The 24,432-nt window shown below is 63.4% G+C and carries 17 protein-coding genes, 1 tRNA gene and 1 riboswitch; of the genes, 12 read left to right on the forward strand and 6 right to left on the reverse strand.

Translation table 11 applies throughout. The features are described from left to right. Window positions 1-132: 132 nt before the first annotated feature. The 5 genes from PSELUDRAFT_RS06560 (at window position 133) to PSELUDRAFT_RS06580 (ending at window position 9,757) form a co-directional block, all read left to right on the forward strand. On the forward strand, window positions 133-2,298 hold the full coding sequence (locus PSELUDRAFT_RS06560; RefSeq protein WP_164497423.1) for a type I secretion system permease/ATPase: 2,166 nt from the start codon (window positions 133-135) through the stop codon (window positions 2,296-2,298). Then, window positions 2,295-3,671, forward strand: a complete 1,377-nt coding sequence (locus PSELUDRAFT_RS06565) for an HlyD family type I secretion periplasmic adaptor subunit (RefSeq protein WP_088966086.1) — start codon at window positions 2,295-2,297, stop codon at window positions 3,669-3,671. Before PSELUDRAFT_RS06560 ends, PSELUDRAFT_RS06565 begins: the two co-directional genes overlap by 4 nt. Next, window positions 3,672-4,268 carry a response regulator transcription factor gene (locus tag PSELUDRAFT_RS06570; protein ID WP_088966087.1) on the forward strand — a complete coding sequence of 199 codons (597 nt, stop codon included), beginning with the start codon at window positions 3,672-3,674 and terminating at the stop codon, window positions 4,266-4,268. A 151-nt stretch (window positions 4,269-4,419) separates the two neighbouring features. Continuing rightward, complete coding sequence (locus PSELUDRAFT_RS06575) at window positions 4,420-8,409, forward strand: retention module-containing protein (RefSeq protein ID WP_088966088.1); 3,990 nt, start codon at window positions 4,420-4,422, stop codon at window positions 8,407-8,409. Window positions 8,410-8,566: 157 nt separating this feature from the next. Continuing rightward, a complete protein-coding gene (locus PSELUDRAFT_RS06580) occupies window positions 8,567-9,757 on the forward strand; it encodes an EAL domain-containing protein (protein ID WP_197693942.1) in 1,191 nt (396 codons plus the stop codon). Between the two features lie 77 nt (window positions 9,758-9,834). Here the strand turns inward: PSELUDRAFT_RS06580 and PSELUDRAFT_RS06585 are convergent, their stop codons facing one another. Genes PSELUDRAFT_RS06585 through PSELUDRAFT_RS06600 form a run of 4 tightly spaced genes read right to left on the reverse strand, consistent with a single transcriptional unit; the run spans window position 9,835 to window position 12,450 of the window. Continuing rightward, window positions 9,835-10,416, reverse strand: coding sequence for a BON domain-containing protein (locus tag PSELUDRAFT_RS06585; RefSeq protein ID WP_231895321.1), 582 nt, complete (start codon window positions 10,414-10,416; stop codon window positions 9,835-9,837). Then, on the reverse strand, window positions 10,413-11,003 hold the full coding sequence (locus tag PSELUDRAFT_RS06590; protein ID WP_088966091.1) for a phosphoheptose isomerase: 591 nt from the start codon (window positions 11,001-11,003) through the stop codon (window positions 10,413-10,415). The genes PSELUDRAFT_RS06585 and PSELUDRAFT_RS06590 overlap by 4 nt, the downstream gene beginning before the upstream one ends. 38 nt (window positions 11,004-11,041) lie before the next feature. Continuing rightward, window positions 11,042-11,380: a YraN family protein gene (locus tag PSELUDRAFT_RS06595; RefSeq protein ID WP_088966092.1), complete on the reverse strand. Its 339-nt coding sequence runs from the start codon at window positions 11,378-11,380 to the stop codon at window positions 11,042-11,044. Beyond that, window positions 11,377-12,450, reverse strand: coding sequence for a penicillin-binding protein activator (locus tag PSELUDRAFT_RS06600; RefSeq protein ID WP_157725036.1), 1,074 nt, complete (start codon window positions 12,448-12,450; stop codon window positions 11,377-11,379). Before PSELUDRAFT_RS06600 ends, PSELUDRAFT_RS06595 begins: the two co-directional genes overlap by 4 nt. A gap of 60 nt (window positions 12,451-12,510) precedes the next feature. Here PSELUDRAFT_RS06600 and rsmI point away from each other — a divergent pair, with 60 nt between their 5' ends. Together rsmI and PSELUDRAFT_RS06610 are read left to right on the forward strand one after the other, a co-directional pair. Beyond that, window positions 12,511-13,383: a 16S rRNA (cytidine(1402)-2'-O)-methyltransferase gene (gene rsmI, locus PSELUDRAFT_RS06605; RefSeq protein WP_179947594.1), complete on the forward strand. Its 873-nt coding sequence runs from the start codon at window positions 12,511-12,513 to the stop codon at window positions 13,381-13,383. Between the two features lie 53 nt (window positions 13,384-13,436). Then, window positions 13,437-13,521 (forward strand) — tRNA-Leu (locus PSELUDRAFT_RS06610). A gap of 100 nt (window positions 13,522-13,621) precedes the next feature. Here the strand turns inward: PSELUDRAFT_RS06610 and PSELUDRAFT_RS06615 are convergent. Further along, window positions 13,622-14,287, reverse strand: coding sequence for an OmpA family protein (locus tag PSELUDRAFT_RS06615; protein ID WP_088966095.1), 666 nt, complete (start codon window positions 14,285-14,287; stop codon window positions 13,622-13,624). 247 nt (window positions 14,288-14,534) lie between these two features. Then, window positions 14,535-14,618, forward strand: a riboswitch (cyclic di-GMP riboswitch). 52 nt (window positions 14,619-14,670) lie between these two features. Between PSELUDRAFT_RS06615 and PSELUDRAFT_RS06620 the strand changes: the two genes are divergently transcribed. The 3 genes from PSELUDRAFT_RS06620 (at window position 14,671) to PSELUDRAFT_RS06630 (ending at window position 19,534) form a co-directional block, all read left to right on the forward strand. Then, a complete protein-coding gene (locus tag PSELUDRAFT_RS06620; RefSeq protein ID WP_088966096.1) occupies window positions 14,671-16,941 on the forward strand; it encodes a S8 family serine peptidase in 2,271 nt (756 codons plus the stop codon). A 136-nt stretch (window positions 16,942-17,077) separates the two neighbouring features. Next, window positions 17,078-17,836, forward strand: a complete 759-nt coding sequence (locus PSELUDRAFT_RS06625) for a TatD family hydrolase (RefSeq protein ID WP_088966097.1) — start codon at window positions 17,078-17,080, stop codon at window positions 17,834-17,836. Between the two features lie 66 nt (window positions 17,837-17,902). Beyond that, complete coding sequence (locus PSELUDRAFT_RS06630) at window positions 17,903-19,534, forward strand: methyl-accepting chemotaxis protein (protein ID WP_088966098.1); 1,632 nt, start codon at window positions 17,903-17,905, stop codon at window positions 19,532-19,534. Between the two features lie 102 nt (window positions 19,535-19,636). On the opposite strand, the gene PSELUDRAFT_RS06635 is transcribed toward PSELUDRAFT_RS06630, so the two are convergent. Next, window positions 19,637-21,523 (reverse strand): TolC family outer membrane protein, encoded by a 1,887-nt coding sequence (locus PSELUDRAFT_RS06635; RefSeq protein WP_369800088.1) that lies wholly within the window; start codon window positions 21,521-21,523, stop codon window positions 19,637-19,639. Window positions 21,524-21,716: 193 nt separating this feature from the next. Between PSELUDRAFT_RS06635 and PSELUDRAFT_RS06640 the strand changes: the two genes are divergently transcribed. Further along, complete coding sequence (locus PSELUDRAFT_RS06640; protein WP_231895322.1) at window positions 21,717-22,391, forward strand: transglutaminase-like cysteine peptidase; 675 nt, start codon at window positions 21,717-21,719, stop codon at window positions 22,389-22,391. Window positions 22,392-22,402: 11 nt separating this feature from the next. Beyond that, the gene (locus PSELUDRAFT_RS06645) at window positions 22,403-24,316 is read left to right on the forward strand and encodes an EAL domain-containing protein (protein WP_088966101.1); all 1,914 of its coding nucleotides are present in this window, start codon (window positions 22,403-22,405) and stop codon (window positions 24,314-24,316) included. Window positions 24,317-24,432 lie beyond the last annotated feature (116 nt).

Genomic DNA, 24,432 nt, shown 5'->3' on the forward strand with positions numbered 1-24,432 from the left:
TTAATATAAATCAAACGTCTATTGCAGGTTTGTCATGTCATCCTGATAATGTCTAAAGCTTTGTAATGGTCAATACGACAATTCTTACCATAATAAATCAATCGTTACCCAGTTCTGAAAATGACAGCTGCCATGAATAATCCGGAATCCGGAAGTCCGTCTGCATTCTCTCAGCACGCTACGCACCTCGATCCCCTTCTGGATTGTCTGTTCCAGCTCACGCGTGAGCATGGCCTGACAACCACACGGGATTCGCTGGTTGCCGGCATTCCGCTGGAGAACCAGCGTTTGACCCCCTCCATGTTCTCGCGTGCGGCACGGCGTGCCGGCCTGGCATCACGGGTGCTGCGCCGACCACTGAACAGCTTGCCGCCGGCGCTGTTGCCGGTGGTGCTGCTGTTGAAGGGTGACGATGCCTGCCTGCTGCGTGCCATCGAGGATGATGGCCGCTTCCGCATCAGCCCGGCCGAGCTGCCGGAGGCCGAGCAGGTGCTTACCCTGGCCGAGCTGGAGGAGCGCTACAGCGGCCTGGCCATTGCGGTGAAGCCGCGCTACCGCTTCGACAAGCGGGTGCCGGAGCTGCATCAGGCACGCAGCCAGCACTGGTTCTGGCACGCCATTCTGCAGGGGCGGCCGCTGTACCGTGATGCGCTGGTGGCAGCCTTCTTCATCAACGTGTTCGCCTTGGCACTGCCGCTGTTCACCATGAACGTGTACGACCGCGTGGTGCCGAACATGGCGTTCGAAACGCTGTGGGTGCTGGCGCTGGGCGTGTTGCTGCTGTTCGGCTTCGATTTCCTGATGAAACTGACGCGCGGCTATCTGATCGACCTGGCCAGCAAGCGCGTGGACGTGATGCTGTCGGCGCTGATCATGGAACGGGTACTGGGCATCCGCATGGAAGCGCGCCCGACCTCGGTGGGAGCGTTTGCGGCCAACCTGCGCGCCTTCGAAACCGTGCGCGATTTCATTGCCTCCGCCACCATCACCACGCTGGTGGATGTGCCGTTCGCACTGCTGTTCCTGTTCGTGATCGGCTGGATTTCGCCGTGGATGGTGATTCCGCCCGTGGTGGCGGTGCTGCTGATGCTGCTGCTGGCACACAGCGTGCAGGAGCGCATGCAGGAGCTGACCGAAACCACCTTCCGCGCCTCGTCGCAGCGTAACGCGCACCTGGTGGAAAGCCTGGTGGGCCTGGAAACCGTCAAGACCCTGGCTGCCGAAGGCGAGCTGCAGGGGCGCTGGGAAAAGGCCACGCTGTTCCTGGCGCAGGTGGGCAGCCGCCTCAAGCTGCTGTCGGCGGTCACCATGAACTTTGCCGGTTTCATCCAGCAGCTGATGTCGGTGAGCATCGTGGTGGTGGGCGTGTACCTGATCAAGGAAGGCCAGACCTCGGTGGGCGGCCTGATCGCCTGCTCGATGCTGGGCTCGCGCGCACTGGCGCCGATGGGGGCGGTAACCGGCCTGATGACGCAGTTCAACAATGCCAAGTCCTCGCTTGCCTCGCTGGAGGGCCTGATGAAGATGCCGGTGGAGCGCGAGAGCGAAGCATCGTTCTTCCATCGCACCAGCTTCCGTGGCGATATCGAATTCTCCGGCGTGTCGTTCAACTACCCGAACAGCCCGATGGGGGCGCTGCGCGATGTGTCGTTCCGCATCAAGGCCGGCGAACGCGTGGCCTTCCTGGGGCGGGTTGGCTCCGGCAAGAGCACCATCCAGAAGCTGATCATGGGCCTGTACCAGGCGCAGGAAGGCGCAGTACGCATCGACAGCATCGATGTGAAGCAGATCGACCCGGCCGAGCTGCGTCGCCACATTGGCTACGTGTCGCAAGACCCGGTGCTGTTCTACGGCACGCTGCGCCAGAACATCAGCATGGGCCAGCCGCACGTGCACGATGCCAGTATCTACGCTGCCGCCGAGCTGGCGGGACTCACCGAGTTCGTCAACAGCCATCCGGAAGGCTTCGACATGATCATCGGCGAGCGCGGCGAATCGCTGTCCGGTGGTCAGCGCAAGGCGGTGACCATTGCGCGTGCGCTGCTGAATGCGCCGCCGATCCTGCTGCTGGACGAACCGACCAGCAATATGGATCACAGTACCGAAGCCGCCATGAAGCGCACCTTCGAGAACATTACGGCCGGCAAAACCCTGGTGCTGGTGACACACCACACCACGCTGCTCGACCTGGTGGATCGCATCATCGTCATCGACCAGGGCCAGGTACTGGCTGACGGGCCGAAGGCGGAGATTATCCAGGCACTGCAACAGGGTCGTATCGGGAAAGCGCGCACATGAACAAGCAACAAGACACTGAAAAGCAATCCTTCTACCAGCGCTTGCTGGACTGGTCTTCGGCAGAGGATCTGCACGATCGCCAGGATTTTGCCGGCGATGCCGAGTGGGCGATTCTGGAGCAGAACCCGCAACGGCCACGGCTGTTCCTGTGGACCATCGGCCTGTTCATCGTGGTAGCGCTGATCTGGTCGGCGCTGGCGAAGCTGGACGAGGTGGCCCGTGGTGAAGGCAAGGTGGTGCCGACCAGCCAGATCCAGCATCTGCAGAGCCTGGACGGTGGCGTGGTATCGAAGATTCTGGTGAAAGAGGGCGACGTGGTGGAGCGTGGCCAGCTGCTGCTGCAGGTGGACAACACCCGCTTCGTTTCCTCGCTCAATGAAAACCAGTCGCAGTCGGTGGCGCTGAAGGCCAAGGAAGCCCGTCTGCGCGCACTGGCCGAAGGCAAGCCATTCGAGCTGCCGGCCGGGGTGGCCCAGCAGGCGCCGGACATCGCCCGCCAGGAAATGGACCTCTACCACTCCAAGCAGATGGAGCTTGAGGCCAACGTATCGATTGCCCGCCAGCAGCTGTCGCAGCGCAGCCAGGAAATGAACGAGGCCAAGGCGCGGCGCGACCAGGCTGCCCAGGGGCTGGAACTGACGCAGAAAGAGTTGAACTACACCCGCCCGCTGCTGAAGTCCGGTGCAGTGTCGGAAGTGGATATCCTGCGCCTGGAGCGCGATGTGTCGCGCTACCAGGGCGAGCGCGATATGGCCGGGGCGCAGATTCCCAAGATCCAGGCGGCTATTGGCGAAGCAACGCGCAAGATCCAGGAGGTGGAGCTGACCTTCCGCAACCAGGCCAGTACCGAGTTGTCGGAAACCTTGGCCAAGCTGGGCACCCTGGGCGCTGGCAGCGCTGCGCTGCAGGACAAGGTGAAGCTGACCGAAATGCGCTCGCCGGTGCGTGGCGAGGTGAAGCGCGTGCTGGTGAACACCGTGGGCGGGGTGGTGCAGCCGGGGCATGACATCATGGAAATCGTGCCGCTGGACGACACCCTGCTGATCGAGGCCAAGATCACCCCGCGCGACATCGCCTTCCTGCGTCCGGGGCAGGACGTGTTTGTGCGCTTCACTGCCTACGATTCCACCATCTACGGTGGTCTGAAGGGCAAGCTGGAGCAGATCGGCGCCGACTCCATCACCGACGACAAGGGCAATACCTTCTACGTGGTGAAAGTGAAGACCGATTCCGCCCACCTGGGCGAGAAGAAACTGCCGATCAAGCCGGGCATGGTGGCGGAAGTCGACATCATTACCGGCCACAAGAGCGTGTTGAACTACCTGCTCAAGCCGGTGCTGCGCGCCAAGGCCCAGGCACTCAGCGAGCGCTAAATGGACATCATGCTCATCAGCAGCAGCCATTCTTTGCAAGCCCATCTGCAGGTTGCCTTTGGCGAGTGCACCCAGCATCCCTCCTTGTGGGATCTGGCTGCCTCGCTGCGCCTGCCGGATGGCCGGGTAGTATGGGTGGACGTCGACAACCAGGATGAAGACCTGGTGCAGCGTCTGTGCCGCGGCGATTTCGGCAAGGCGCGCGTGGTGGTGATGAGCAGCGTGCCTAGCGATGAAGCCGCCGTACGCTGGCTGGGTGTTGGTGCCAGCGGCTACGTGCACGCCTTCGCCATTGCAGAGACATTGCGACAGGTGGCGGGTGCAGTATCCGCCGGCGGTGTGTGGATCGGGGTGCACCTGATGCAGCAGCTGTGCGCGCGCTTCGGCCAGGTGGCCAAGAGCGACAGCCCATTGCTGCAGCAACTGACCGAGCGTGAGCGCGAAGTGGTGGACCACCTGCGCAACGGCAAGAGCAACAAGCAGATTGCCCGCGACATGGACATTTCCGAGCGCACGGTAAAAGCCCACCTGACGGCCATTTTTGGCAAGTTTGGCGTGCCGGATCGTGTGCAGCTGTTGCTTAAGCTGGCGGTCTGACCCGGTATAGGCATTTACCCTTTTTGCATTTAATCAACAAAAGGCCGGGAAACCGGCTTTTTTTACGCCCATTGCCCTTTAGTACAATGTACTGGGCATTGTCTGATTTTTAGACTGCCAGTCTGGATAATCTGGTCAATGGAGCGTCTGTATGAATGCGGTAAGCCAGCACGGAAAAATCGTAGCAATCACCGGTAAAATCATTGCTGTTGCGGCCAACGGCACCCAGCGCATTCTGCATGTCGGCGACATCGTTGCCGTAGGCGAGCGACTGATCGTTCCCGCAGACGCCTCCATCGAAGTGCAGGCGGATAATGGCAACGTCGTTAAAGTAGCCGAACCGCGCGATCTGACCATTACCGATGACGTTTTTGGCCATGCGCATGCCGACAAGACCGACGCGGCGCTGGCCACCATGCCGAGCGAGGCACAGCAGGTGCTGGCATCGCTGCAGAATGGGCTGGACCCGCTGCAGAACCTGGAACCGGCCGCCGCCGGCCTGAACGGTGCCGCCGGCAGTGAAGATGGCGGTATCTCCTACACCATCCTCGGCCGGGTGAACGAAAACATCACTCCGGTCAGCCTGACCAGCGGCACGACGGATGGCAATGCCATCAACACCACCGGCTCCACCGGCTCCACCGGCACCGGCACCCAGACCAGCAGCACGGCAATCGACCAGCCGTCGGTACTGCAGGCCGACAGCAACACCGTGGCCGAAGACACCCCGGCCAAGGGCAATGTGCTGGCCAACGACCACGACCCGGACACGGTACTGAGCGTGAGCGGCGTAGATGTCGCCGGCACCCACTACGACGTGACTGCCGCGCACAGCACCGAAATCAAGCTGGAAAGCGGCACGCTGGTCATTGCGGCCAACGGTGAATACACCTTCACCCCGGCGGCCAACTGGAATGGTGAAGTGCCCACCATTACCTACACCACCAATACCGGTAGCAGCAGCACCCTCAGCATCAACATCACCCCGGTGGACGATCCGGCAGTCATCAGCAGCGGCAACGGCAGCGTGGTGGAGAACACCCAGCCGACCGTGGAAGGTACTCTGACCGCCACCGACGTCGACAACCCGACACTGGCGTTCACCGCTGGCACCGAGAAAGGTGCCTACGGCAGCCTGACCGTCGACGACAAGGGTCACTGGTCCTACACCCTGGACGAGCGTGCCGAACCGTTGGCCGCCGGCCAGCAGGAAACCGAGACCTTCACCGTCAAACTGAGCGACGGCAGCACCACCACCGTGACCATCAACGTCACCGGTACTGGCGACGCCCCGGTGATCAGCACCGGTAATGGCAGCGTGGTGGAAGACACCGCGCCGACCGCTACTGGCACGCTGACTGCTACCGACGTGGATAACGCTGGCCTGGCCTTCAACAAGGCCATCTACAGCGGCAGCTACGGCAGCCTGAGCGTGGATGACAAGGGGCACTGGAGCTACACGCTGGACAGCCGCGCCGACCCGTTGGCCGCAGGGCAGAAGGCTGCGGAAAACTTCACCGTGACGCTGAACGACGGCAGCAAGACCACGGTGACCATCGACATCACCGGTACCGACGACAAGCCGGTGATCAGCACCGGTAATGGCAGCGTGGTGGAAGACACCGCGCCGACCGCTACTGGCACGCTGACTGCTACCGACGTGGATAACGCTGGCCTGGCCTTCAACAAGGCCATCTACAGCGGCAGCTACGGCAGCCTGAGCGTGGATGACAAGGGGCACTGGAGCTACACGCTGGACAGCCGCGCCGACCCGTTGGCCGCAGGGCAGAAGGCTGCGGAAAACTTCACCGTGACGCTGAATGACGGCAGCAAGACCACCGTCACCATCGACATCACCGGTACTGACGATCCGAGCCGCCTGATGGCCGATGTCAAGACCACGCTGGAAGACAACCCGGTATCGGGCAATGTGCTGACCAACGATATCGATGTCGACAACCACCTGCTGGTAGCCAGCATCAAGGTGGGTGGTGTCAGCTACACCGTGCCTGGCACCGGCTCGCTGACCGTGGCGGTAACCGGCGGCTCCCTGCAGGTGGCGGCCAACGGTGACTACACCTTCACGCCGGCGCAGGACTGGAACGGCACCGTGCCGACGGTGAACTACACCACCAATACCGGCAGCACCTCCACGCTGGACATCAACGTTACGCCGGTAACCGATGGCTTCACCGATGCCAGCGAGGTGGTCTCCACCGACCAGAACGTGCCGCTGAACGGTAGTGTGCTGGATGGCACCCACAGCGTGGATGGCCCGGTGAGCGTGAGCAGTTTCAGCATCAACGGTAGCAGCTACGCCGCCGGCAGCACCGCCACCATCAACGGTGTAGGCACGCTGCATATCGATGCGGACGGCAAGTACAACTTCACACCGGCCAGCGGCTACTACGGTAGCGTGCCGACGGTGAGCTACGTGGTGAGCGATGGTGTCAGCATCGACAACTCCACGCTGAACATTACCGTGCAGAGCTATGCCGCGGATGTGGGCACCTCCGGCAGCGATGCCATGACCGGTACGGCAGCAAACGACGTGATGATCGCGGACGTGAGTGGCCTGCAGGTAGTGTCCGGCCACAACTACAACATCGCCTTCATCGTGGATACTTCCGGCAGTATCGGCTCCACCAACCTGGCGAACATGGTGTCCTCGCTGGAAACCGTGTTCAAGACGCTGATCAGCAGCGCCACCAGCACCGGTGCAGGTAGCGTGAACGTGATGCTGGTGGACTTCGACTCCAAGGTGGAAAGCTCGGTGTCGGTGAACCTGGCTTCCAGCGATGCGCTGAACACGCTGAAAACGGCGCTGGCATCGATGGTGTCCGGCGGCACCACCAACTACGAAGCGGCGTTCGAGGAGGCATCCAACTGGTTCCGCAGCGGTATCAGCAACAGTGGCACCACCAACCTGACTTACTTCATCACCGACGGTCAGCCGAATACCTACGAGGTGGGGGCCAGCACGGTGAAGGTGGTGGATTACAACAGCCAGGCCACCAGCACCAGTGATGTGAGCCTGTCTAACCTGCTGAATCTGGCGAACTACAAGCCGGGCATGGTGGTGAGCACGATGGTGGACGGTGTGAGCCGTACCATTGTCGATGCTTCCGGTAATGTGCATCAGTGGCAGGACAACGGCTCGTTCCAGGGGCACGGCAAGAATCAGACGTGGGTAAGCAACTGGGTTGACACGACTGTCGGCAATATCAATGCCGACGGTACCGGCCACTACGAGCTGGTAACCAGCAATACCATGCTGTCCGACAACGACAGCACGGTGGTCAGCCATGCCTCGGCTGCCTACACCTTGCTGTCGCAGGTATCCAGCGTCGATGCCATCGGTATCAACAATGCCGTCAGCGCGGCGGACCTGAAGCCGTACGACAGCGATGGCGTACCGCACACCAACATCGATGGCACCCAGCTGGCCAGCACCATCCTGGGCACCACCACGGCAGCGCTGCCGGGCAACGATACCGTTAACGGCGGTGACGGCAACGACATCCTCTTTGGCGACATCGTGAAGTTCAACGGCATCTCCGGCGATGGCTACACCGCGCTGCAAAGCTATGTGGCGGGCAAGACCGGCGTGCTGGCCAGTGCGGTATCGACGGCGGATATCCACCACTACATTTCCAGCCACATGCAGGAGTTCAACGTCTCCGGCAGCAGCGATGGTGCCGACAAGCTCTACGGCGGTGCCGGCAACGACATTCTGTACGGTCAGGGCGGCAACGACACCCTGGTGGGTGGCGCGGGCAATGACACCATGTTCGGTGGTACCGGGGTGAATACCTTCCAGTGGCAGCTGAACGATCAGGGCACCGTGGCCAACCCGGCCAAGGATGTGGTGATGGACTTCAAGAACGGCAGCGGCGGCGATGTGCTGGACCTGAAGGACCTGCTGGTGGGCGAGAACAGCACCAACCTCGGCAACTACCTGCACTTCGCTTCGGACAGCAGCGGCAATGCGGTGGTGCAGGTCAGCAGCCATGGCAGCATCGGCAATGGCTTCGATCAGCAGATCACGCTGAACAACGTACACCTGGCCGACCTGGGCAGCGGCGATCAGCAGATCATTGCCAACATGCTGAAGAACGGCAACCTGAAGGCGGATATGTAAGCAGCCTGTAAAGGGCGCTGGACAAGGGCCGGGTAACCGGCCCTTTTTTCATGCCTGACGGCAACAATTCGCCATCAGGCATTGGGCTTGCGGCCAACCTCACTTACACTGGAACGGCAATTGCTAATTTCAGCCCATCATCTGATGGAGGAACGTTGTGGATAAGCGACCGGTGCGGGATTCCTTGCTGCTGGATTCCCACTTTCAGCCCATTTACAGCCTGGCGCATCGCCGCACGGTGGGCATGGAGGCATTGCTGCGGGCCAGCGAGAACGGCGAAATGCTCGGCCCATTGCAGGTCTACGAGCGCTACATCCGCCGCGATGAGCGCGTGGCGCTGGACCTGGCGGTGTGCGAGGCGCACTGCCGGCGCTTTGCCGACATGTCGCAGCAGCAGCGCTGGCTGTTCCTGAACGTGGATGCCATGACGCTGTCCGACGCCAAGCAGGCGGCGGAACTGGGGCGCATCATCCGCGACAGCGGCATTGCGCCGCAGAGCGTGGTGCTGGAGGTGCTGGAGCAGACCATAGAGCTGGACGCGCGCCTGATCGAAGGCATCGCCGTGCTGCGCGAACAGGGCTGCCTGCTGGCCATCGACGATTTCGGCGTCGGCCATTCCAACCTCGACCGGGTGTGCAGCCTGGAGCCGGATTTCGTCAAGTTCGACCGCAACCTGCTGCGCAGTGCGGTGACGCAGCAGCGTACCCGCAACCTGCTGTCGCGTTTGGTGCGGCTGATGCACGAAATTGGTGCGCTGGTGGTGGTGGAAGGGGTGGAAAGCGATTCCGACGTGGTGGTGGCACTGGATTCGGGCTGCGACCTGGTACAGGGCTTCTATGTGGCGCGGCCGGCGGCGCAGCCGGATGCCGACAGCCTGATCACCCCGCGGCTGGATGCCAAGTGGGACGAGCTGATGAACCGCGAGATGCTGCGCCGCAAGCTCAACCGCCGCCAGCTGGAGCTGTCGCGCCAGGCTTTCGTGCAGACCGCCATCGCGCTGATGCAGGGCAGCGAATTCCGCTTTGCCGCACAGCCGATGATGTCGCTGCCGGACGTGATCCGCTGTTTCTTGCTGGACAACGAAGGGCGGCAGAAGGGCCCCAACCTCAACGTGCGCCAGCTGAGCGAGGAGGACAACCTGCGCTTTGCGCCGCTGGAGGACACCACCGGCGCGGTATGGTCGCGGCGCAGCTACTTCCAGCACGCCATCGACCAGCCCGGCGTGCTGTACATGAGCGAGCCGTATCTGTCGATGACCGATACCCGCACCTGCGTCACGCTGTCGATGTCGATCGAGATCGACGATGCCATGCACGTGCTGTGCGCCGATGTGCTGCTGCCGCGCTGAGTTGGCCGCCACGGCGCAGCAGCAATGAAAAAACCGGGCGTTTGCCCGGTTTTTTTTTAATGAATGCGTGTGTCCGTTTACGGCTGCGTGGACAGCGGTTCGAACAGCGTCACCACCTGCAGCACGCCGGAGGTGGCAGCGGCTACCTTGGCGGCGGCATCGCCTTCATCCTGGGTAACCAGGCCCATCAGGTACACCACGCCGCGCTCGCTCACCACCTTGATGCCGGTGGGCGGGTAGCCGTTGCCTTGCAGCAGGCGGGTGCGCACCTTGGTGGTGAGCCAGGTGTCGCCGTTGCGCTGCGGCAGGCTGGAGCTGGGGGCAACCACCATATGGTTGTAGATGCGGCGCACATTGGGCATGCCGCGCAGCTGCAGTTCGATGGCGCTGCGCTGTGCCTCGTCCGCCGCCTCGCCGGTAAGCAGTACCGCGCGGTTGTAGCTGGTGACGTTGACATGGGCTGCCGGGTAGCGCTCGCCAATCGCCTGCATCCCTTTCAATTCGATACTCTGGTCTTCCACATAGGCGCCGCTGGTGCGGCGGTCGGTTGCCACCATGGTGCCGGCAGCCACGCCACCGGCCACCAGCGGGAAGCAGGCGGTAAGGTTGGCCGCAGCCAGTGTGGCCAGCAGCAGGGCCGTTGCGCGTCGTTTCATCATTCACCTCCCAACAGCATGTAATCGATGGCGTCACACAGCGCATGCAGCAGCAGCAGGTGCACTTCCTGCACGCGGGCGGCGCGGGTAACGGGGACATTCAGGTGCAGATCCTCCGGCGACAGGATCTCGGCCACCTGGCCGCCGTCGTTGCCGGTAAGGGCGATCACGTTCATGCCGCGCTCGTGGGCGGCGTAGATCGCCTCGATGATGTTGGCCGAATTGCCGGTGCTGCTGATCACCAACAGCAGGTCGTTGTGGTGGCCCAGCGCACGCACCTGTTTTGAAAAGATCAGATCAAACTCGTAATCGTTCCCCACCGCGGTGAGCGAGGGGCTGTCGGAAGACAGCGCGATGGCGGCAAGGCCGGGGCGTTCCTTCTCGAAATGCCCCAGCATCATGGTGACGAAGTGGTGGGCATCGGCCGCCGCGCCGCCGTTGCCGCAGGCCAGGATCTTGCCTTCGTTCATCAGGCTGGCCACCATGCGTTCCGCCGCCACGGCGATGGCGGGGGCCAGTTCGTCCATCACCAGCTGCAAGGTGGCGATGCTTTCCCGGAAATGTCCGCCTGCGCGGTCAATCAGGTCCATGCGTATTCCTCAGGAGTTGCCGGGCCGGCCACTGCGGGCTAGCCGATGATGTTCTGCAGCCACTCCACCGGTGCGTCGCCATTGAACAGCACGGCGTCGAAACGGCAGGGGGCGTCGATGTGCTGCTGGCTCAGGTACAGGTTGGCCGCAGCGGTGAGTTTCTGGCGCTTGGCAGCGCCGATGCTGGCCGCGGCACCGCCAAAGCTGGCACTGCGGCGGGCGCGTACTTCGACGAAAACCAGGCTGGCGCCATCGCGCATGATCAGATCGATTTCACCGAAGCGGCAGTGCCAGTTGCTGCAGACCAGCTTCAGACCCTGCTGCTGCAGGAAGCGGGCGGCCTGCTGCTCGAAGGCGCTGCCGGTGCTGCGGCTCATTGCGTGGCGCCAAGCACGCTGCTGGGCAGGTCACGCTGCACTTGCCAGCCCTTGCCCAGGTGCAGGTCGCCGGTGGCGCCGCCCAGCTTGATCAGTTGCGGGTTCTTGCTGCCGGCCAGCGCTACCGCCAGGCGGTAGGCATCCACCCCCAGCGCGTACAGGCGCTCGGTGGCGCGGGTCAGATTGTTGCCGGGGCGGGCGATGCCGCGGGTTTCCGGGTGGTCCGGCATCAGGAACCACGGCATATCGACAAAGCGTACGCCCTGCATGATGGCCGGCGCCTGCTGGGTGTTGACCAGCGATACCGCGTAGGCCGGCAACTTGGCAGGCAGCAGCGCACGGGTGGCGGCGGCCTCCTTGCTGTCCAGCGCCAGAATCACCGCGTCGCTGCTCTCCAGCGCCGCATTCAGCTGCCCGGCATCCGGGTTGCTGACATCCAGCTCGCGCAGCGCCTTGCCGCCACGCGCCGGCCATGCCTCGGCAAACGCCTGGCGCAGGCGCTGCGACAGCGCCTCGCTGTTATAGAGCAGCACCGGTTGCTGCCTGCCGTCGTCCTGCAGCAGTCGCACCACTTGCGGCGCTTCGGTTTCCACCGCCAGGCTCAGGCTCCACACCTTGCTGCCTGCTGGCGGCGCTTTTTCCAGGCTGTTGAGTACCAGGGTCGGCAGCTTGCTTTCCGCGGCAAGGTTGGCCGCACCCTGGCGGGTAAGCGGGCCGACGATGAAGTTGGCGCCGTCGGCCAGTAGCTGCTGGTAGCCGGCCTGCACCTGCGCGTCATCGGTCAGGCTGGCCACGCTGATCTGCACGCCGCTGTCGGTATTGGCCGCGGCAGCGGCATCGAAGCCGGCCTTCACCACCTGTGCGGCTTCTTTCAGCTGTGGGGAATCCAGCGGCAACAGCAGGCCCAGATGCGGCACCCGGCCGCTGGCCTTGCTGGCAGCTTGCGGCGCGGCGGCGGCAGCAGTGCCGGCCATGGCTGCCGGTTTGGGGCTGACGAGCGGCTGCAGCTGCTGCTGATTTTGCTGCAGGATGTAGCCGGGGGTTTGGGCAGTCGCTACACTGGCCGCCAATAAAACGGCAGTGCCGGAAACCCATGGAGCCAATACGTGCAGACAGCGCTTGATCACTTGATGAATTCTGCTCGGGAAACGTTTATCGACGGGGCATTATATGTGGTGGCTACGCCCATTGGAAATCTGGCGGATGTGACCGTTCGCGCCCTGGCCGGGTTCCATGCGGCAGACATTATCCTGGCGGAAGATACCCGGGTGACCGGCAGCCTGCTCACCGCCTACGGTATCCATAAAAAGCTGGTCAGCCTGCGCGAACACAATGAGCGCGAGATGGCGGCCAACGTGGTGCGCTGGATCGGCGAAGGCAAGATCGTGCTGCAGGTGTCCGATGCCGGCACGCCGGGCATTTCCGACCCCGGCGCGCGGCTGGCCGACGCGGTGTGGGCAGCCGGCTTGCGCGTGGTACCGATTGTGGGCGCCTCGGCAGTGATCGGTGCCATGTCCGCCGCCGGCCTGGAAACCGGGCAGTTCCACTTTCACGGCTTTCTGCCGCCCAAGAGCGGCGCGCGCAGCAAGACGCTGCAGCAGTGGCAGCAGGCCGACTACGCCGTGGTGTGCTACGAAGCGCCGCATCGCATCCTGGAGTGCGTGGAAGACATCGTGGCCACGCTGGGCGAGGCGCGCCCGCTGGTGCTGGCGCGCGAGCTGACCAAGACCTTCGAAACCTTTCTGCGCCTGCCCGCCGGCGAGTTGGCCGCACGCATCCGTGCCGACAGCAACCAGCAGCGCGGCGAGTGCGTGCTGATTATCGACGCCGCGCCGCGCGTGGCAGCGGCCGACGACGCGCTGCCGGCAGCGGCGCAGGCACTGCTGGCCGAGCTGGTGGCGGTGCTGCCCACCAAGCAGGCGGCGACCATCGTGGCCGGCCATTACGACCTGAACAAGAAGCAGCTGTACGACGCCGCGCTGCAGCTAAAGGCCGTGCAATAAGGTTTACAGCCGCAATGTAGCCCGACTATAATCCGCAGCCTTGAAGTTTTGTCGCCCGGGTGGCGAAATTGGTAGACGCAGGGGACTCAAAATCCCCCGCCGCAAGGCGTGCCGGTTCGAGTCCGGCCCCGGGCACCACGACAAAGATTCAAGCAGATAAAAACCCCGCACAGCGCAAGGCTCTGCGGGTTTTTTGTTGCCTGCTTGCCGGCGAGGTGGCAAACCGCCCGGCGGGTGCTTACTTGGCAGCCTCGGCAACGAAGATTTCCACCCGGCGGTTGGCCGCACGGCCATTCGGGGTGCCGTTGTCGGCGATAGGCTCATGCGAGCCACGGCCGTCGATGGCGATGCGGTTCATCGCTACGCCGTGCGCCACCAGGTATTCGCGCGTGGCCTTGGCGCGGTTCACCGACAGCGGGTTATTGATGGCATCGCTGCCGGTGTTGTCGGTGTGGCCGATGATGCGCACGGTGGTGACCGGGTTTTGCTGCAGGGTTACGGCAAAGCGGTCCAGTACCGGGCGCAGGTTGGATTTGATGTCATAGCGGCCGCTGTCGAAGGAGACATCGCTGGGGATGTTCAGCTTCAGCTGGTTGTCGCTGGTCTGGCTGACGCTGACGCCGGTGCCCTGCGATGCCTGCTCCATGGCTTCCTTCTGTTTCTGCATGTGCTGCGACCACAGGTAGCCGCCGCCTGCGCCTACCGCGGCGCCGAGCACCGCACCGGTGGCGGCGCTGCGGCCGGAGTGGCCGCCGGCGGTCATTGCGCCCAGTACGGCGCCGACGCCGGCGCCAATCGCCGCACCGGTACCGGTGGTTTTCTGGGTTTCGTTCATATCGGCACAGCCGGCCAGGCTGGCGGCGGTGAAGGCAATGAGTACCAGGCTCAGAACGGGTTGTTTCATGATGGCTTCGACTCCTCGAAATAATGCTTGCTGTGGGGGGGCAACTGCCCGAGAGCAGCGTTGCTACAGGCATGTCGAACTGCTGGTACTCAATATAGTTCCCGCATGTGGCAATGGCATGTAAGCGGATTGGGCCGTGACGGCGGCTGGCGGGCGCTTAAGCCACGGTTTTCTTTACTTTTTCTAGCTGCTTTGGCATGCTGCTGATTATAAATTTTTAACAATATGCTTCGGTGGCCGGCTGCTGCCACCGAACCGGCAAAACTGCGCGAAAGCCAGTGACGCAAAGCTTCCGGGCTCTGGATTTTTCTGTGCCAGCGGGGCTGCCCAGCCGACAGGCTGGCCCGTCGTCCGACTTTTGCCTACCTACAGGACAACGGGTAATGGCAAATCTTTCTGCATGCGGCCGCGTGACCATGCTCGCGCTGGCTGTGTCTGTGGCGTGTGCTGCATCGCAGCCGGCACTGGCCGCAAGCTACGCTCCCTGGCTTACCCAGATCGGTCTGAACGATACCGTGGCTTCCGCCGCCAATTGGGGCTACGGCCAGGTGCTGGGCGTGGTGGACACCGGGGTAAGCGCCAGCAGCCCGGAGTTTGCCAGCGGGCAGGTTTCCAGGACGCTCAGCAGTTGTGCGGCGCTCAGCTTCAGTTGTTCCAATGGTTTCCAGGATGACAATGGCCACGGCACGGCGGTGGCCAGCATTGCCGCCGGCTACAAGACCATGCCGTTCACCGCTTCGGCTGGCGGCTACACGACCAAGGCCGGCAGCCTGATCGGCGTGGCACCGCTGGCGAATATCGTGGCGGAAAAGGTGCTGAACGCCCAGGGCAGCGCATATTCCACCGATGTGGCCAACGGGGTGCGCAAGGCGGCCGATGCCGGCGCCACGGTGATCAACCTGTCGCTTACTTTCAACAACGACGCCGCCACGGTGCAGGCCATCAACTACGCGGCTGCCAAGGGCGCGTTCATTGTGTGGGCGGGGGGCAATAGTGCGGCCAACCTGCTGGGCGGCGCCAATACCAGCGGCCTGACCGACGTGGCCATCAAGCACCTGCTGTTTGCCGGCTCGGTGAACAGCCAGAGTGCGCTGTCCTCGTTCAGCAACAAGCCGGGCAGCGGGGCGCTGCTCAGCAGCAGCGGCGCCCGCACGGGGTATGCTTCGCGCTGGCTGATGGCGCCGGGCGAATCCATCATCGCGCCGTATATCCTGGACAACAACAATCTGTACCTGTGGTCGGGCACCTCGATGTCCACGCCCATCGTCAGCGGCTCGCTGATGCTGCTGCAGAACGCCTGGCCCATCCTGCGCACCAACGGTACTACCGCCGACCTGCTGCTGCTGACCGCCAAGGACCTGGGGTCGGCCGGGGTGGACAGCACTTATGGCAGCGGGCTGGTCAGCCTGCAGACCGCGTTCCAGCCCTATGGCGCGCTGACGGTTACCGGCGCCAACGGCAAGCCGGTGACAGTCAGCTCCCTGAGCGGCGCGATGATCAGCAGTGGTGCGCTGGGCAACCTGAGCACGGTGAAATCGCAGCTGAGCGCCTATACCGCGTTCGACAGCTTTACCCGCAATTTCAGCGTCAACCTGTCTGGCCTGCTGACTTCGGTGACGGCGAAGGCCACGCTGAACCCGCTGCCGAGCAATACCTTCTCCGCACCCAAGGTGATGAAGCTGGCCGACGGCGCCGAGCTGGCTTACGCCAGCGAGAGCGTGGCCCTGCCGCGCATAGGGCAGGATTTCGGCTTTCAGGACAGTGGCAATCAGCCGCCGCTGGCCACCTTTGGCTACGCCATGTATGCCGGCCGCCAGGGGGATGTGATGGCGATGGGCTATGGCGCACCGGCGGCCTACGGTTTCAGCCGCGCGCTGTTCAATGACGACCTGATGGCGCGCCAGGCGCTGGCCTTCGAGCAGGGCGCCATCGGCAACGTGGCGCAGGGTGGTTACCAGCTGAGCTATGGCAGCAAGCTGGGCAGTGCCCGGGTGGCGCTGTCGTACACCACGAATCAGCAGACCACAGGCAGCGATGCGGCCAACACCAGTAATGCCCAGTACAAGGTGGGGGTTTCCCTGCCGCTGGGAGAGAGCCTGCGTGCCGGCCTGAGCTATGGCGAGGTGAACGAGAGCAACGGCCTGCTGGGCAGCAGCTATGCGCAGAACGGCCTGCTGTCGCTGGGCGGCAACCACAGCTCGGTAGTCGGCGCTTCGCTGGCCTACCGGCTGGATGCCAACTCCGGCCTGTTGCTGAACGCCGAGCTGGGGCATACCCGTGCCGCCCAGGGTAGCGGCCTGCTCAGCGAAACCAGCGCCATCGTCTCCAACGCGTTCGGTATTTCCTGGCTACGCCAGAACCTGCTCAACACGCAGGATCAGCTGTCGCTGTCGCTGACCCAGCCGCTGCGCGTGGCTTCCGGCCGGGTCGCCCTGCTGACCGCCAGTACCGATGCCGATGGCCGCCCGGTATACGGCAAGAGCTGGAGCAGCCTGGCGCCGAGCGGGCGCGAAATGGACCTCACCCTGGCGTACACCACGCCGCTGCACAAGAGCGGTGTGCTGCAGTGGCAGGCCGGCTACCAGAAAGATGCCGGCAACAGCAGCGGCAACAACCGCGGGGTGCTGGGCATGAACTGGAAGAACAGCTTCTAAGTGCCTGCACGTTGGCCGCAAGCCCGCCGCGCTGTTCGCGCCGCGGGCTTTTTTGCGGCCGCTGGCAGGTTTGCCGGCTGGCATTCCGGCCCGACTGCCGCTAATTTGCAGACAACCTGTTACCAAGCCGCTGCCCATGTTCATCGATACCCACCTGCATCTGGATGCTGCCGAATTTTCCCCCAACCGTGCCGAGTTATGGCAGGCTGCGCGCCTCGCCGGCGTGTCGCAGGCCATTGTGCCGGCGGTGAGTGCGGCCAACTTTGCCATGGTCCGGCAGATGCGCGACGAGTTCGGCGTGGCGGTGGCCTACGGCCTGCATCCGATGTACCTGGCCGAGCACACCGATGCGCACCTGGAGTTGCTGGCGGACTACCTGCAGCGCGAACGCCCGGTGGCGGTGGGCGAGTGCGGGCTGGACCTGTTCGTGCCCGGGCTGGACCCGCTGCGGCAGGAGCAACTGTTGCTGGCGCAACTGCGGCTGGCGCGGCGCTTCGAGCTGCCGGTGATCCTGCATGTGCGTCGCGCGCAGGACCAGGTTCTCAAGTGCCTGCGGCAGGTGCCGGTGCGCGGCGGGGTGGCGCATGCCTTCAATGGCAGCGCGCAGCAGGCCGAGGCGTTCATCAAGCTGGGGTTCTGCCTGGGCTTTGGCGGGGCGATGACCTATCAGGGCTCGCAGCGCATCCGGCGGCTGGCCGCCAGCCTGCCCATGTCCGCCATCGTGCTGGAAACCGATGGCCCGGACATTCCGCCGGAATGGGCGCAGGGGCAGCCCAATGCGCCGGCCAACCTGGCGCGTATCGCCGGGGTGCTGGCGGTGTTGCGGAATATGTCTGTAGCGGATATCGCGCAGGAAACCAGTGCCAACGCCCGGCGAATGTTTGTCGATTTGTAACTCCGCATTGCTTAAATTTTAAGGAGGTTGGCCAGTTTCTGGCCACATTCTCCACCGGGAGGAATCATGTTCAAGCACGTCTATTTATCAACCCGCATCGTGGCCGGTTTTGCCGCGCTGGTGCTGCTGCTGCTGTTTGTCGCCATCAGCGGCGTGAGCGTGCTGCATCAGGCCGGGAACAGTTTCCAGAACGTGGTGGAGGGCAGGCTGCAGTTCAGCAATGGCGTGCAGTCGCTGCGTGCCGATATGGGCAACCTGCGCCGCTTCGAGAAAGATACCTTCATCAACCTGGCGGATGCCGGCAAGCGCAACGACTACATCGCCAAGTGGGGCGACAGCCTGAACACGGCGCGCAGCCACCTGCAGGAGGCGGACAAGTTCGCCGACAGCGACAGCCGCGCGCAGATCCAGACACTGAACCAGGCGCTGGGCAATTACGAGCAGGGCTTCAAGACGGTAACCGGGCAGATTGCCGCTGGTACGGTGGGTAGCACGCTGGATGCCAACAAGGCGATGGGGCCGTTCAAGAGCGCCATCCACAGCATGGAAGCGCTGACCCAGCACCTGGTGGATTCGGCGGTAGCCGGCGCCCGAACCGACGAGCAGGGCGCCATGGCCGCCATTGCCGCGTCCACCCGGCTGCTGCTGATTGTCAGCGGCGTGGGCGTGCTGCTGGCAGTGGCCATTGCGGCGGGTATCGTGCAGTCGATCCGCCAGCCGCTGCAGCAGATTACCCAGCGGGTGGAGCAGCTGGCGGCCAGCCGCGATCTGCGTGACCAGCTGCCGGACTACGGCCGCAACGAGATCGGCCGCGTGGCGCAGGCGCTGAACACCCTGCTGACATCGGTGCGGGAGCTGATTGGTGAGTCGCGCCAGCATTCGGAACGGCTGGTGCATGCCGCCGACCAGTTGTCCGGCGTCAGCCAGAATATTTCCGGCGCGGCGGCCAACCAGTCACAGGCGGCCTCCGCCTGTGCCGCGGCCATCGAGCAGCTTACCGTCAGCGTGACTGTGATGGCGGACAGCGCCCAGGGCGTGGAACAGCAGGTGCGCGGCGCCGCCGGCGCGGCCGAGCAGGGGGCCGAGCTGGCTGGTACCGCGGCGCGGCAGATCCAGCACATCGCCGACAATATCAGCAATACCGGCACGGCTATCGACAGCCTCAACCAGCGCTCAGGCGAAATCGGCAACATTGTCGGCGTGATCCACGATATTGCCGATCAGACCAACCTGCTGGCGCTGAATGCGGCTATCGAGGCGGCGCGCGCCGGGGAATCCGGCCGCGGCTTTGCGGTGGTGGCGGACGAAGTGCGCAAGCTGGCCGAGCGCACCAGCCAGGCCACGGCGGAGATTGCACAGCGCATCCAGGGCGTGCAGGCGGATACCAACGCCGCTCACCGCGCCATGCAGCAGGCCGGCGAGTTGGTGGCGGCCGGGGTGGAGGATACCGGCCGTGTGGTGCAGGCCTTGCAGCAGATTCGCATGTCGTCGCTGGATTCGGTGCACAAGGTGGCGGAAATGGCCGCGGCGGTGCAGGAACAGGGCGTGGCCAGCCAGGATATCGCGCGCAGCATGGAGCAGATTGCGCAGATGAACGACCGTACCAGCCTGTCGGTACGCGAATCCGCCGATCTGGCCGGCGGCCTGAAGCAGCAGGCGGGCGAGCTGGATGTCAGCATCACGCGCTTCACGGTGTGATGCCGGGCAACGGCGTATCCGCTAGCGGAGTGGTGGCGTAACAATGCAAAAAGGCCGGTCATCAGACCGGCCTTTGTGTTTGCACTGCCTTGAGTGGCCAGCTTAAGGGTTGCTGGCTTCAGGCAACATCTTCTTCGGCTTCTTGGCCTTGACGGACTTGATCTTCTTGCTTGCCATCGGCACGGCCGGGCCGGCGTTGTCCTGGATCACCACAACCACGCGACGGTGGGTCGGATCGGTCGGCGCCAGGTTCGGCAGCAGGTGGGTACTGCCATAGCCTTCGTTATCCAGACGGCTGGCCGGAATACCCTTGGTTACCAGGTAGTCGCGTACAGCCTGCGCGCGGCGCTTGGACAGGTCCAGGTTGTGGTTGAAGCCACCGGTGGTGTCGGTATGGCCTTCAACACGGAAGTGCTTGTTGGCCATTTCCGGCATGCTCAGCGTGGTTGCCAGCTGATCCAGTGCCGGCAGGCTTTCCGGACGCAGCTTGGCGGAATCCAGGTCGAACTGCACCTGTACCCGTACGGTTACGTCCTTCTGCAGCGGCGCCGGCTTGGTGTTGGCCACCACCGGGGCGGTCAGGCTCTGTGCCGGAATCTTGTTCTTGTCCAGCGTGGTCGGCGCGGTGTAGTCGGTCGGGCAGCTCGGGTAGGTCAGGTCATCCACCTTATTCAGGTCGCTGTCCTGCGGCATGATCTGCAGCGCCTGCAGCAGACGGCCGGATTCGGCCATCACGCGGTAGGTGGCCAGTTCCTGGTTCATCTCGCCATTGAGCTGTTCACGCTTGGCATCGAACACTTCGTTTTCGCTGTCCAGCAAGTCAAGCAGGGTGCGCTGGCCGATGTCGAACTGGGCGCGGTAGGCATCGCGCGCCTTCTCGGTGGAGATGGCGTGCTGGCGCAGGGCATCCAGCTGGCTGGTGATTTTCACCACATCGTTGTCGGCAATGCTCACCTGCTGGCGCATGTCGCGGCAGGCCTTCACGCCCAGCGCCTCGGCTTCGCCCAGGTGCTCGGTGGCGGAACGCAGGCGCGCACGGTCGGCACCGCCACGCAGCAGGTTCATGCTCACTACCAGTTCCACCGCGGTATCGCGGTAGTTGTTGTTCAGACCCTGGTAGTTGGAGGTTTCCAGGTGGTTGGCACGCAGGTCAACGCGCGGCGAGAAGGCACCCTTGCGCACGTTGATATCGTGCTCGGCGGCGCGGTAGAACGAGCGTGCGGCCAACAGCGACGGGTTGTTCTTGTCGGCCAGCGGCATCAGTTCGTTGCTGTTCGGCACCATGCCCAGGTCCAGGGCCGGCAGTACCAGCTCCTGCGGCGGCGGCGAGCCCATGATGCGCTCGTAGCGGGCGGACACATCATGCAGGTTGGACATCTCGTTGATCAGGTTGGACTCGGCCAGACCCAGACGGCCGTTGATCTGTTCCAGGTCCACGCGGCGGCCCACACCCTGCGACACGCGCTGCAGGATCTGCTCGTAGATGCCCTTGTGGATGGCGTAGTTTTCCTGGGCGATTTCCACCAGCTTGCTGTAGCGCACCACGTCGATGAAGGCACGTACCGCTTCCAGACCCTGTGCCTCGGCGGCGGCAAGGTACTCGTAGTAGCGGCCGCGGGCGGTATAGTCCATCTGCTTAAGTTGGTTGACGGTTTGGAAACCCTGGAATAGGTTTTGAGTCAGGGTTGCCTGGTAGCCGTGACGGTCGAAGCTGGTATCGGTCGCGGTGGTCGCATTGATCGGGTTGCGCAGGTTCTCGTGGCCGGTGGTGTAGCTGATATCCGCGGTCGGGAAGAAATCGGCGCGTGCAATGCCCTTGTCTTCGACGCTGGAGCGGAAGGCGTACCATTTCATGCCTACTTCCGGGTTGCTCTTCACGGTTTCCATGACGGCGTCCTTGAGATCAAGGGCGTGGGAAATGGCTGGCACGGTCATAGCCATCAATGCCATTAGCGTATAACCGTGCAGATATTTACGACGAAAGTTCATGATAGCCTCGCGTTTGCCTTGAGATTATGAAGTGTTTGGTTCGAAGTATTTTAAATATAACCTATAGTAGATGAATTCTCTAAACTGCGTATTGCAGTGTCAAGTAAAAAGATAAGACGTTGTGGTAAGTACAACGGTGTTTTTACAGGCCACCACCCGTATGCTTGGTATAGAAGCTTTACAAAAGTTTGCAGTGACTTTTGCTGACCGGCGCTGGCGGTGGGGCTGGTTGCTGCTCGTCTGCAGCATCCTGCTGACGCTTGCCGGCGTGGGGGTGGCCAGCGTGACAGCCGAGCGCGCCGAGCAGTTGTACGGGCCGCAGGTGCTGCGAATCTATCGAGATTGGTTACAACTGGTGCTGAAGTTGGGCAAGGAGCCCAGCGAGGACGTGAAGGTGCGCGAGGTCAACCAGTTCTTTAATCAGCGTTTACGCTATGTTGAAGATATCGTGCTGTGGAAGCAGGAGGATTACTGGGCGACGCCGCTGGAGGCCATGAGCAAGGGCGGTGGCGACTGCGAGGACTACGCCTTTGCCAAGTACTTCACGCTGAAGGAGCTGGGCATTGCACCGCAGAAACTGCGCATGATTTACGTCAAGGCCCGCATTGGCGGCCCGAACAGCCCGATCACCCAGGCGCACATGGTGCTGGCGTACTATCCGACCGCCACGGCGGAGCCGCTGGTGCTGGACAGCCTGCTGACCAGCATCCTGCCGGCCTCGCAGCGCAGCGACCTGCAACCGGTGTTCAGTTTCAATGCCGAGGGCATCTGGGTGGGTAACAGTGCGGCGCCGAATGCCAGTGCCGACCGCCTGACGCGCTGGCGGCAACTGATAGATAAAATGAAGGCAGAAGGTTTTATCAATTGAGACAGGCTAAAATGAAACGTGTTTCCCTGATACAACAGTTGTGGTTTCTGGTCGTCTCGGCGGTGGTGCTGGCGGCGGCAGGCAGCCTGGTAGCCAACCTCTACAACGCCCGCGACTACCTGGAGCAGCAGCTGGCCACGCAGAGTGCCGATGCGGCCAACTCGCTGGCGCTGCTCATCACCCAGAACCACGCCGAGAAGGCCATGGGCGAGACACTGATCAACGCCGCCTTCGACCAGGGTCACTTCCGCCGTATCACTTGGCTGGACCCGGATGGCAAGCCCAAGATCCAGCGCGTGAACGAAGTACAGTTCGGCGGTGCGCCGGGCTGGTTCCGCCGCGTTCTGCCGCTGAACGCTTCCCCGGCGCGGGCGATGATCAGCAGCGGCTGGATGCAGGCAGGTGTGGTCGAAGTGGTCAGTGATGCCAGCTACGCCTACGTTTCCTTGTGGCAGGGCGCGTTGACGGTGTCGTTCTGGGTACTGATGGCCGGCGTGGTGGTAGGGCTGATCGGCTCGGTCGGCGTCAATACCATCCGCCGCCAGTTGCTGGCGGTGGTGGACCAGGCCAAGGCGATTACCCAGCGCCGTTTCGTCACCATTCCGGAGCCGGAAGGCCCGGAAATGGGCCGCCTGGCCCAGGCGATGAACGCCATGGTGACGCGGGTGAAAGTGATGTTCGAGGAAGAAGCGGCGCGGCTGGAGGAAATGCGCCAGCAAATCAACTTCGACAAGGTGACGGCGCTGGCCAACCGCGATTACTTCATGGGCCGGCTGGGCGCCACGCTGGGCGAGCCGGACGTGGCGCAGGAAATGCTGGTGCTGATCCGCATCGGCGCGCTGGCCGAGCTCAACGCCCATCTGGGCCGCCCGCTCACCGACGAAATGCTGGCACAGTTCGGCCGTGCCTTGCGCGATACCCGGCGCTTTGGCGACGACAGTATCGCCGCCCGCCTGAACGGCGCCGACTTCACCCTGATGGCGCAGCAAAGCTGTGTCGATGCCGACAAGGTGCGCGAACTGCATGACGAACTGGCCGCGCAACTGAGCAGCTTTGCCGGCCAGCCGGTGCTGCTGGCGATGGCGGCTACCGATCTGCGCCAGGGCGACAGCATCCGCGACGTGATGTCGCGGCTGGATGCCGCACTGGCCTTGTCCGAGGTGAATGGCAGCACGCGGGTGGAAGTGGCTGTCGGCAACGTTGCCAAGCCGCTGGCGATTACCGCCGAACAATGGGGCGGGCTGCTGGATCGGGCGGTGGCGGAGCGTGGCTTCAAGCTGGTGCGTTTTGCGGTGCGAGGTTCCGATGGCGGCATGCTGCACGAGGAAGCGCCGCTGCGGCTGAAGCAGGGCGAGGACTGGCTGCCGGCCGGGCAGTTCCTGCCGATGGCGATTCGTACCCGTCGTGTCGCCGCGCTGGATCTGGCGGCGGTGGCGATGGCGCTGGAACAGTTGGCCGCAGAGCCGGCCTGCGCCGGGCTGGGGGTGAACCTGGCGGCGGAATCGCTGGACGACGACGGTTTCATCGTGCAGCTGGCAACGCTGATCCGTGGCCAGCGCCAGGCGGCGGCCCGGCTGTGGCTGGAAATGGCCGAGGCCGGCATCATGCCGCGTTTCGAACGCTTCCGTGCGCTGTGCCTGGCTTTGGAAGAGCTGCCGTGCCGGATCGGTATCGAGCACTTTGGCCGCCAGTTCAGCCTGATCGGCCAGCTGCACGACCTGGGTATCGATTACCTGAAGGTGGATGGCAGTTTCGTGCAGCAGATCGAGCAGCAAAGCGGCAACCAGACCTTCCTCAAGGGGGTGTGCAATATCGCCCACAACATCGGCCTGGGGGTGATTGCCGAAGGGGTGAAGACCGAGCCGGAGGCCACCATGCTGTTCTCGCTGGGCTTCGATGCCATTACCGGGCCGGGCGTGAAATAAGCGCTGCGGCGGGGTTGGCCGCATCATGTAGTAGTGACAAAAAAGGCGCCTTGCGGCGCCTTTTTTGCGGCAGCGAACAACGTGCTTCACCTGGATCTTGCCGGACCCGGCAAAGC

It is taken from the genome of Vogesella sp. LIG4, from assembly GCF_900090205.1.
GTDB lineage: Bacteria > Pseudomonadota > Gammaproteobacteria > Burkholderiales > Chromobacteriaceae > Vogesella.

Bases quoted from the DNA above. Each gene is read 5' to 3' on its own strand.
- PSELUDRAFT_RS06590 (WP_088966091.1), bottom strand. From the start codon at position 11,003: ATGGACCTGATTGACCGCGCAGGCGGACATTTCCGGGAAAGCATCGCC.
- PSELUDRAFT_RS06565 (WP_088966086.1), top strand. From the start codon at position 2,295: ATGAACAAGCAACAAGACACTGAAAAGCAATCCTTCTACCAGCGCTTG.
- PSELUDRAFT_RS06645 (WP_088966101.1), top strand. From the start codon at position 22,403: ATGAAACGTGTTTCCCTGATACAACAGTTGTGGTTTCTGGTCGTCTCG.
- PSELUDRAFT_RS06575 (WP_088966088.1), top strand. From the start codon at position 4,420: ATGAATGCGGTAAGCCAGCACGGAAAAATCGTAGCAATCACCGGTAAA.
- PSELUDRAFT_RS06620 (WP_088966096.1), top strand. From the start codon at position 14,671: ATGGCAAATCTTTCTGCATGCGGCCGCGTGACCATGCTCGCGCTGGCT.
- PSELUDRAFT_RS06635 (WP_369800088.1), bottom strand. From the start codon at position 21,523: ATGAACTTTCGTCGTAAATATCTGCACGGTTATACGCTAATGGCATTG.
- PSELUDRAFT_RS06585 (WP_231895321.1), bottom strand. From the start codon at position 10,416: ATGATGAAACGACGCGCAACGGCCCTGCTGCTGGCCACACTGGCTGCG.
- PSELUDRAFT_RS06630 (WP_088966098.1), top strand. From the start codon at position 17,903: ATGTTCAAGCACGTCTATTTATCAACCCGCATCGTGGCCGGTTTTGCC.
- PSELUDRAFT_RS06595 (WP_088966092.1), bottom strand. From the start codon at position 11,380: ATGAGCCGCAGCACCGGCAGCGCCTTCGAGCAGCAGGCCGCCCGCTTC.
- rsmI (WP_179947594.1), top strand. From the start codon at position 12,511: ATGAATTCTGCTCGGGAAACGTTTATCGACGGGGCATTATATGTGGTG.
- PSELUDRAFT_RS06625 (WP_088966097.1), top strand. From the start codon at position 17,078: ATGTTCATCGATACCCACCTGCATCTGGATGCTGCCGAATTTTCCCCC.
- PSELUDRAFT_RS06560 (WP_164497423.1), top strand. From the start codon at position 133: ATGAATAATCCGGAATCCGGAAGTCCGTCTGCATTCTCTCAGCACGCT.
- PSELUDRAFT_RS06570 (WP_088966087.1), top strand. From the start codon at position 3,672: ATGGACATCATGCTCATCAGCAGCAGCCATTCTTTGCAAGCCCATCTG.
- PSELUDRAFT_RS06615 (WP_088966095.1), bottom strand. From the start codon at position 14,287: ATGAAACAACCCGTTCTGAGCCTGGTACTCATTGCCTTCACCGCCGCC.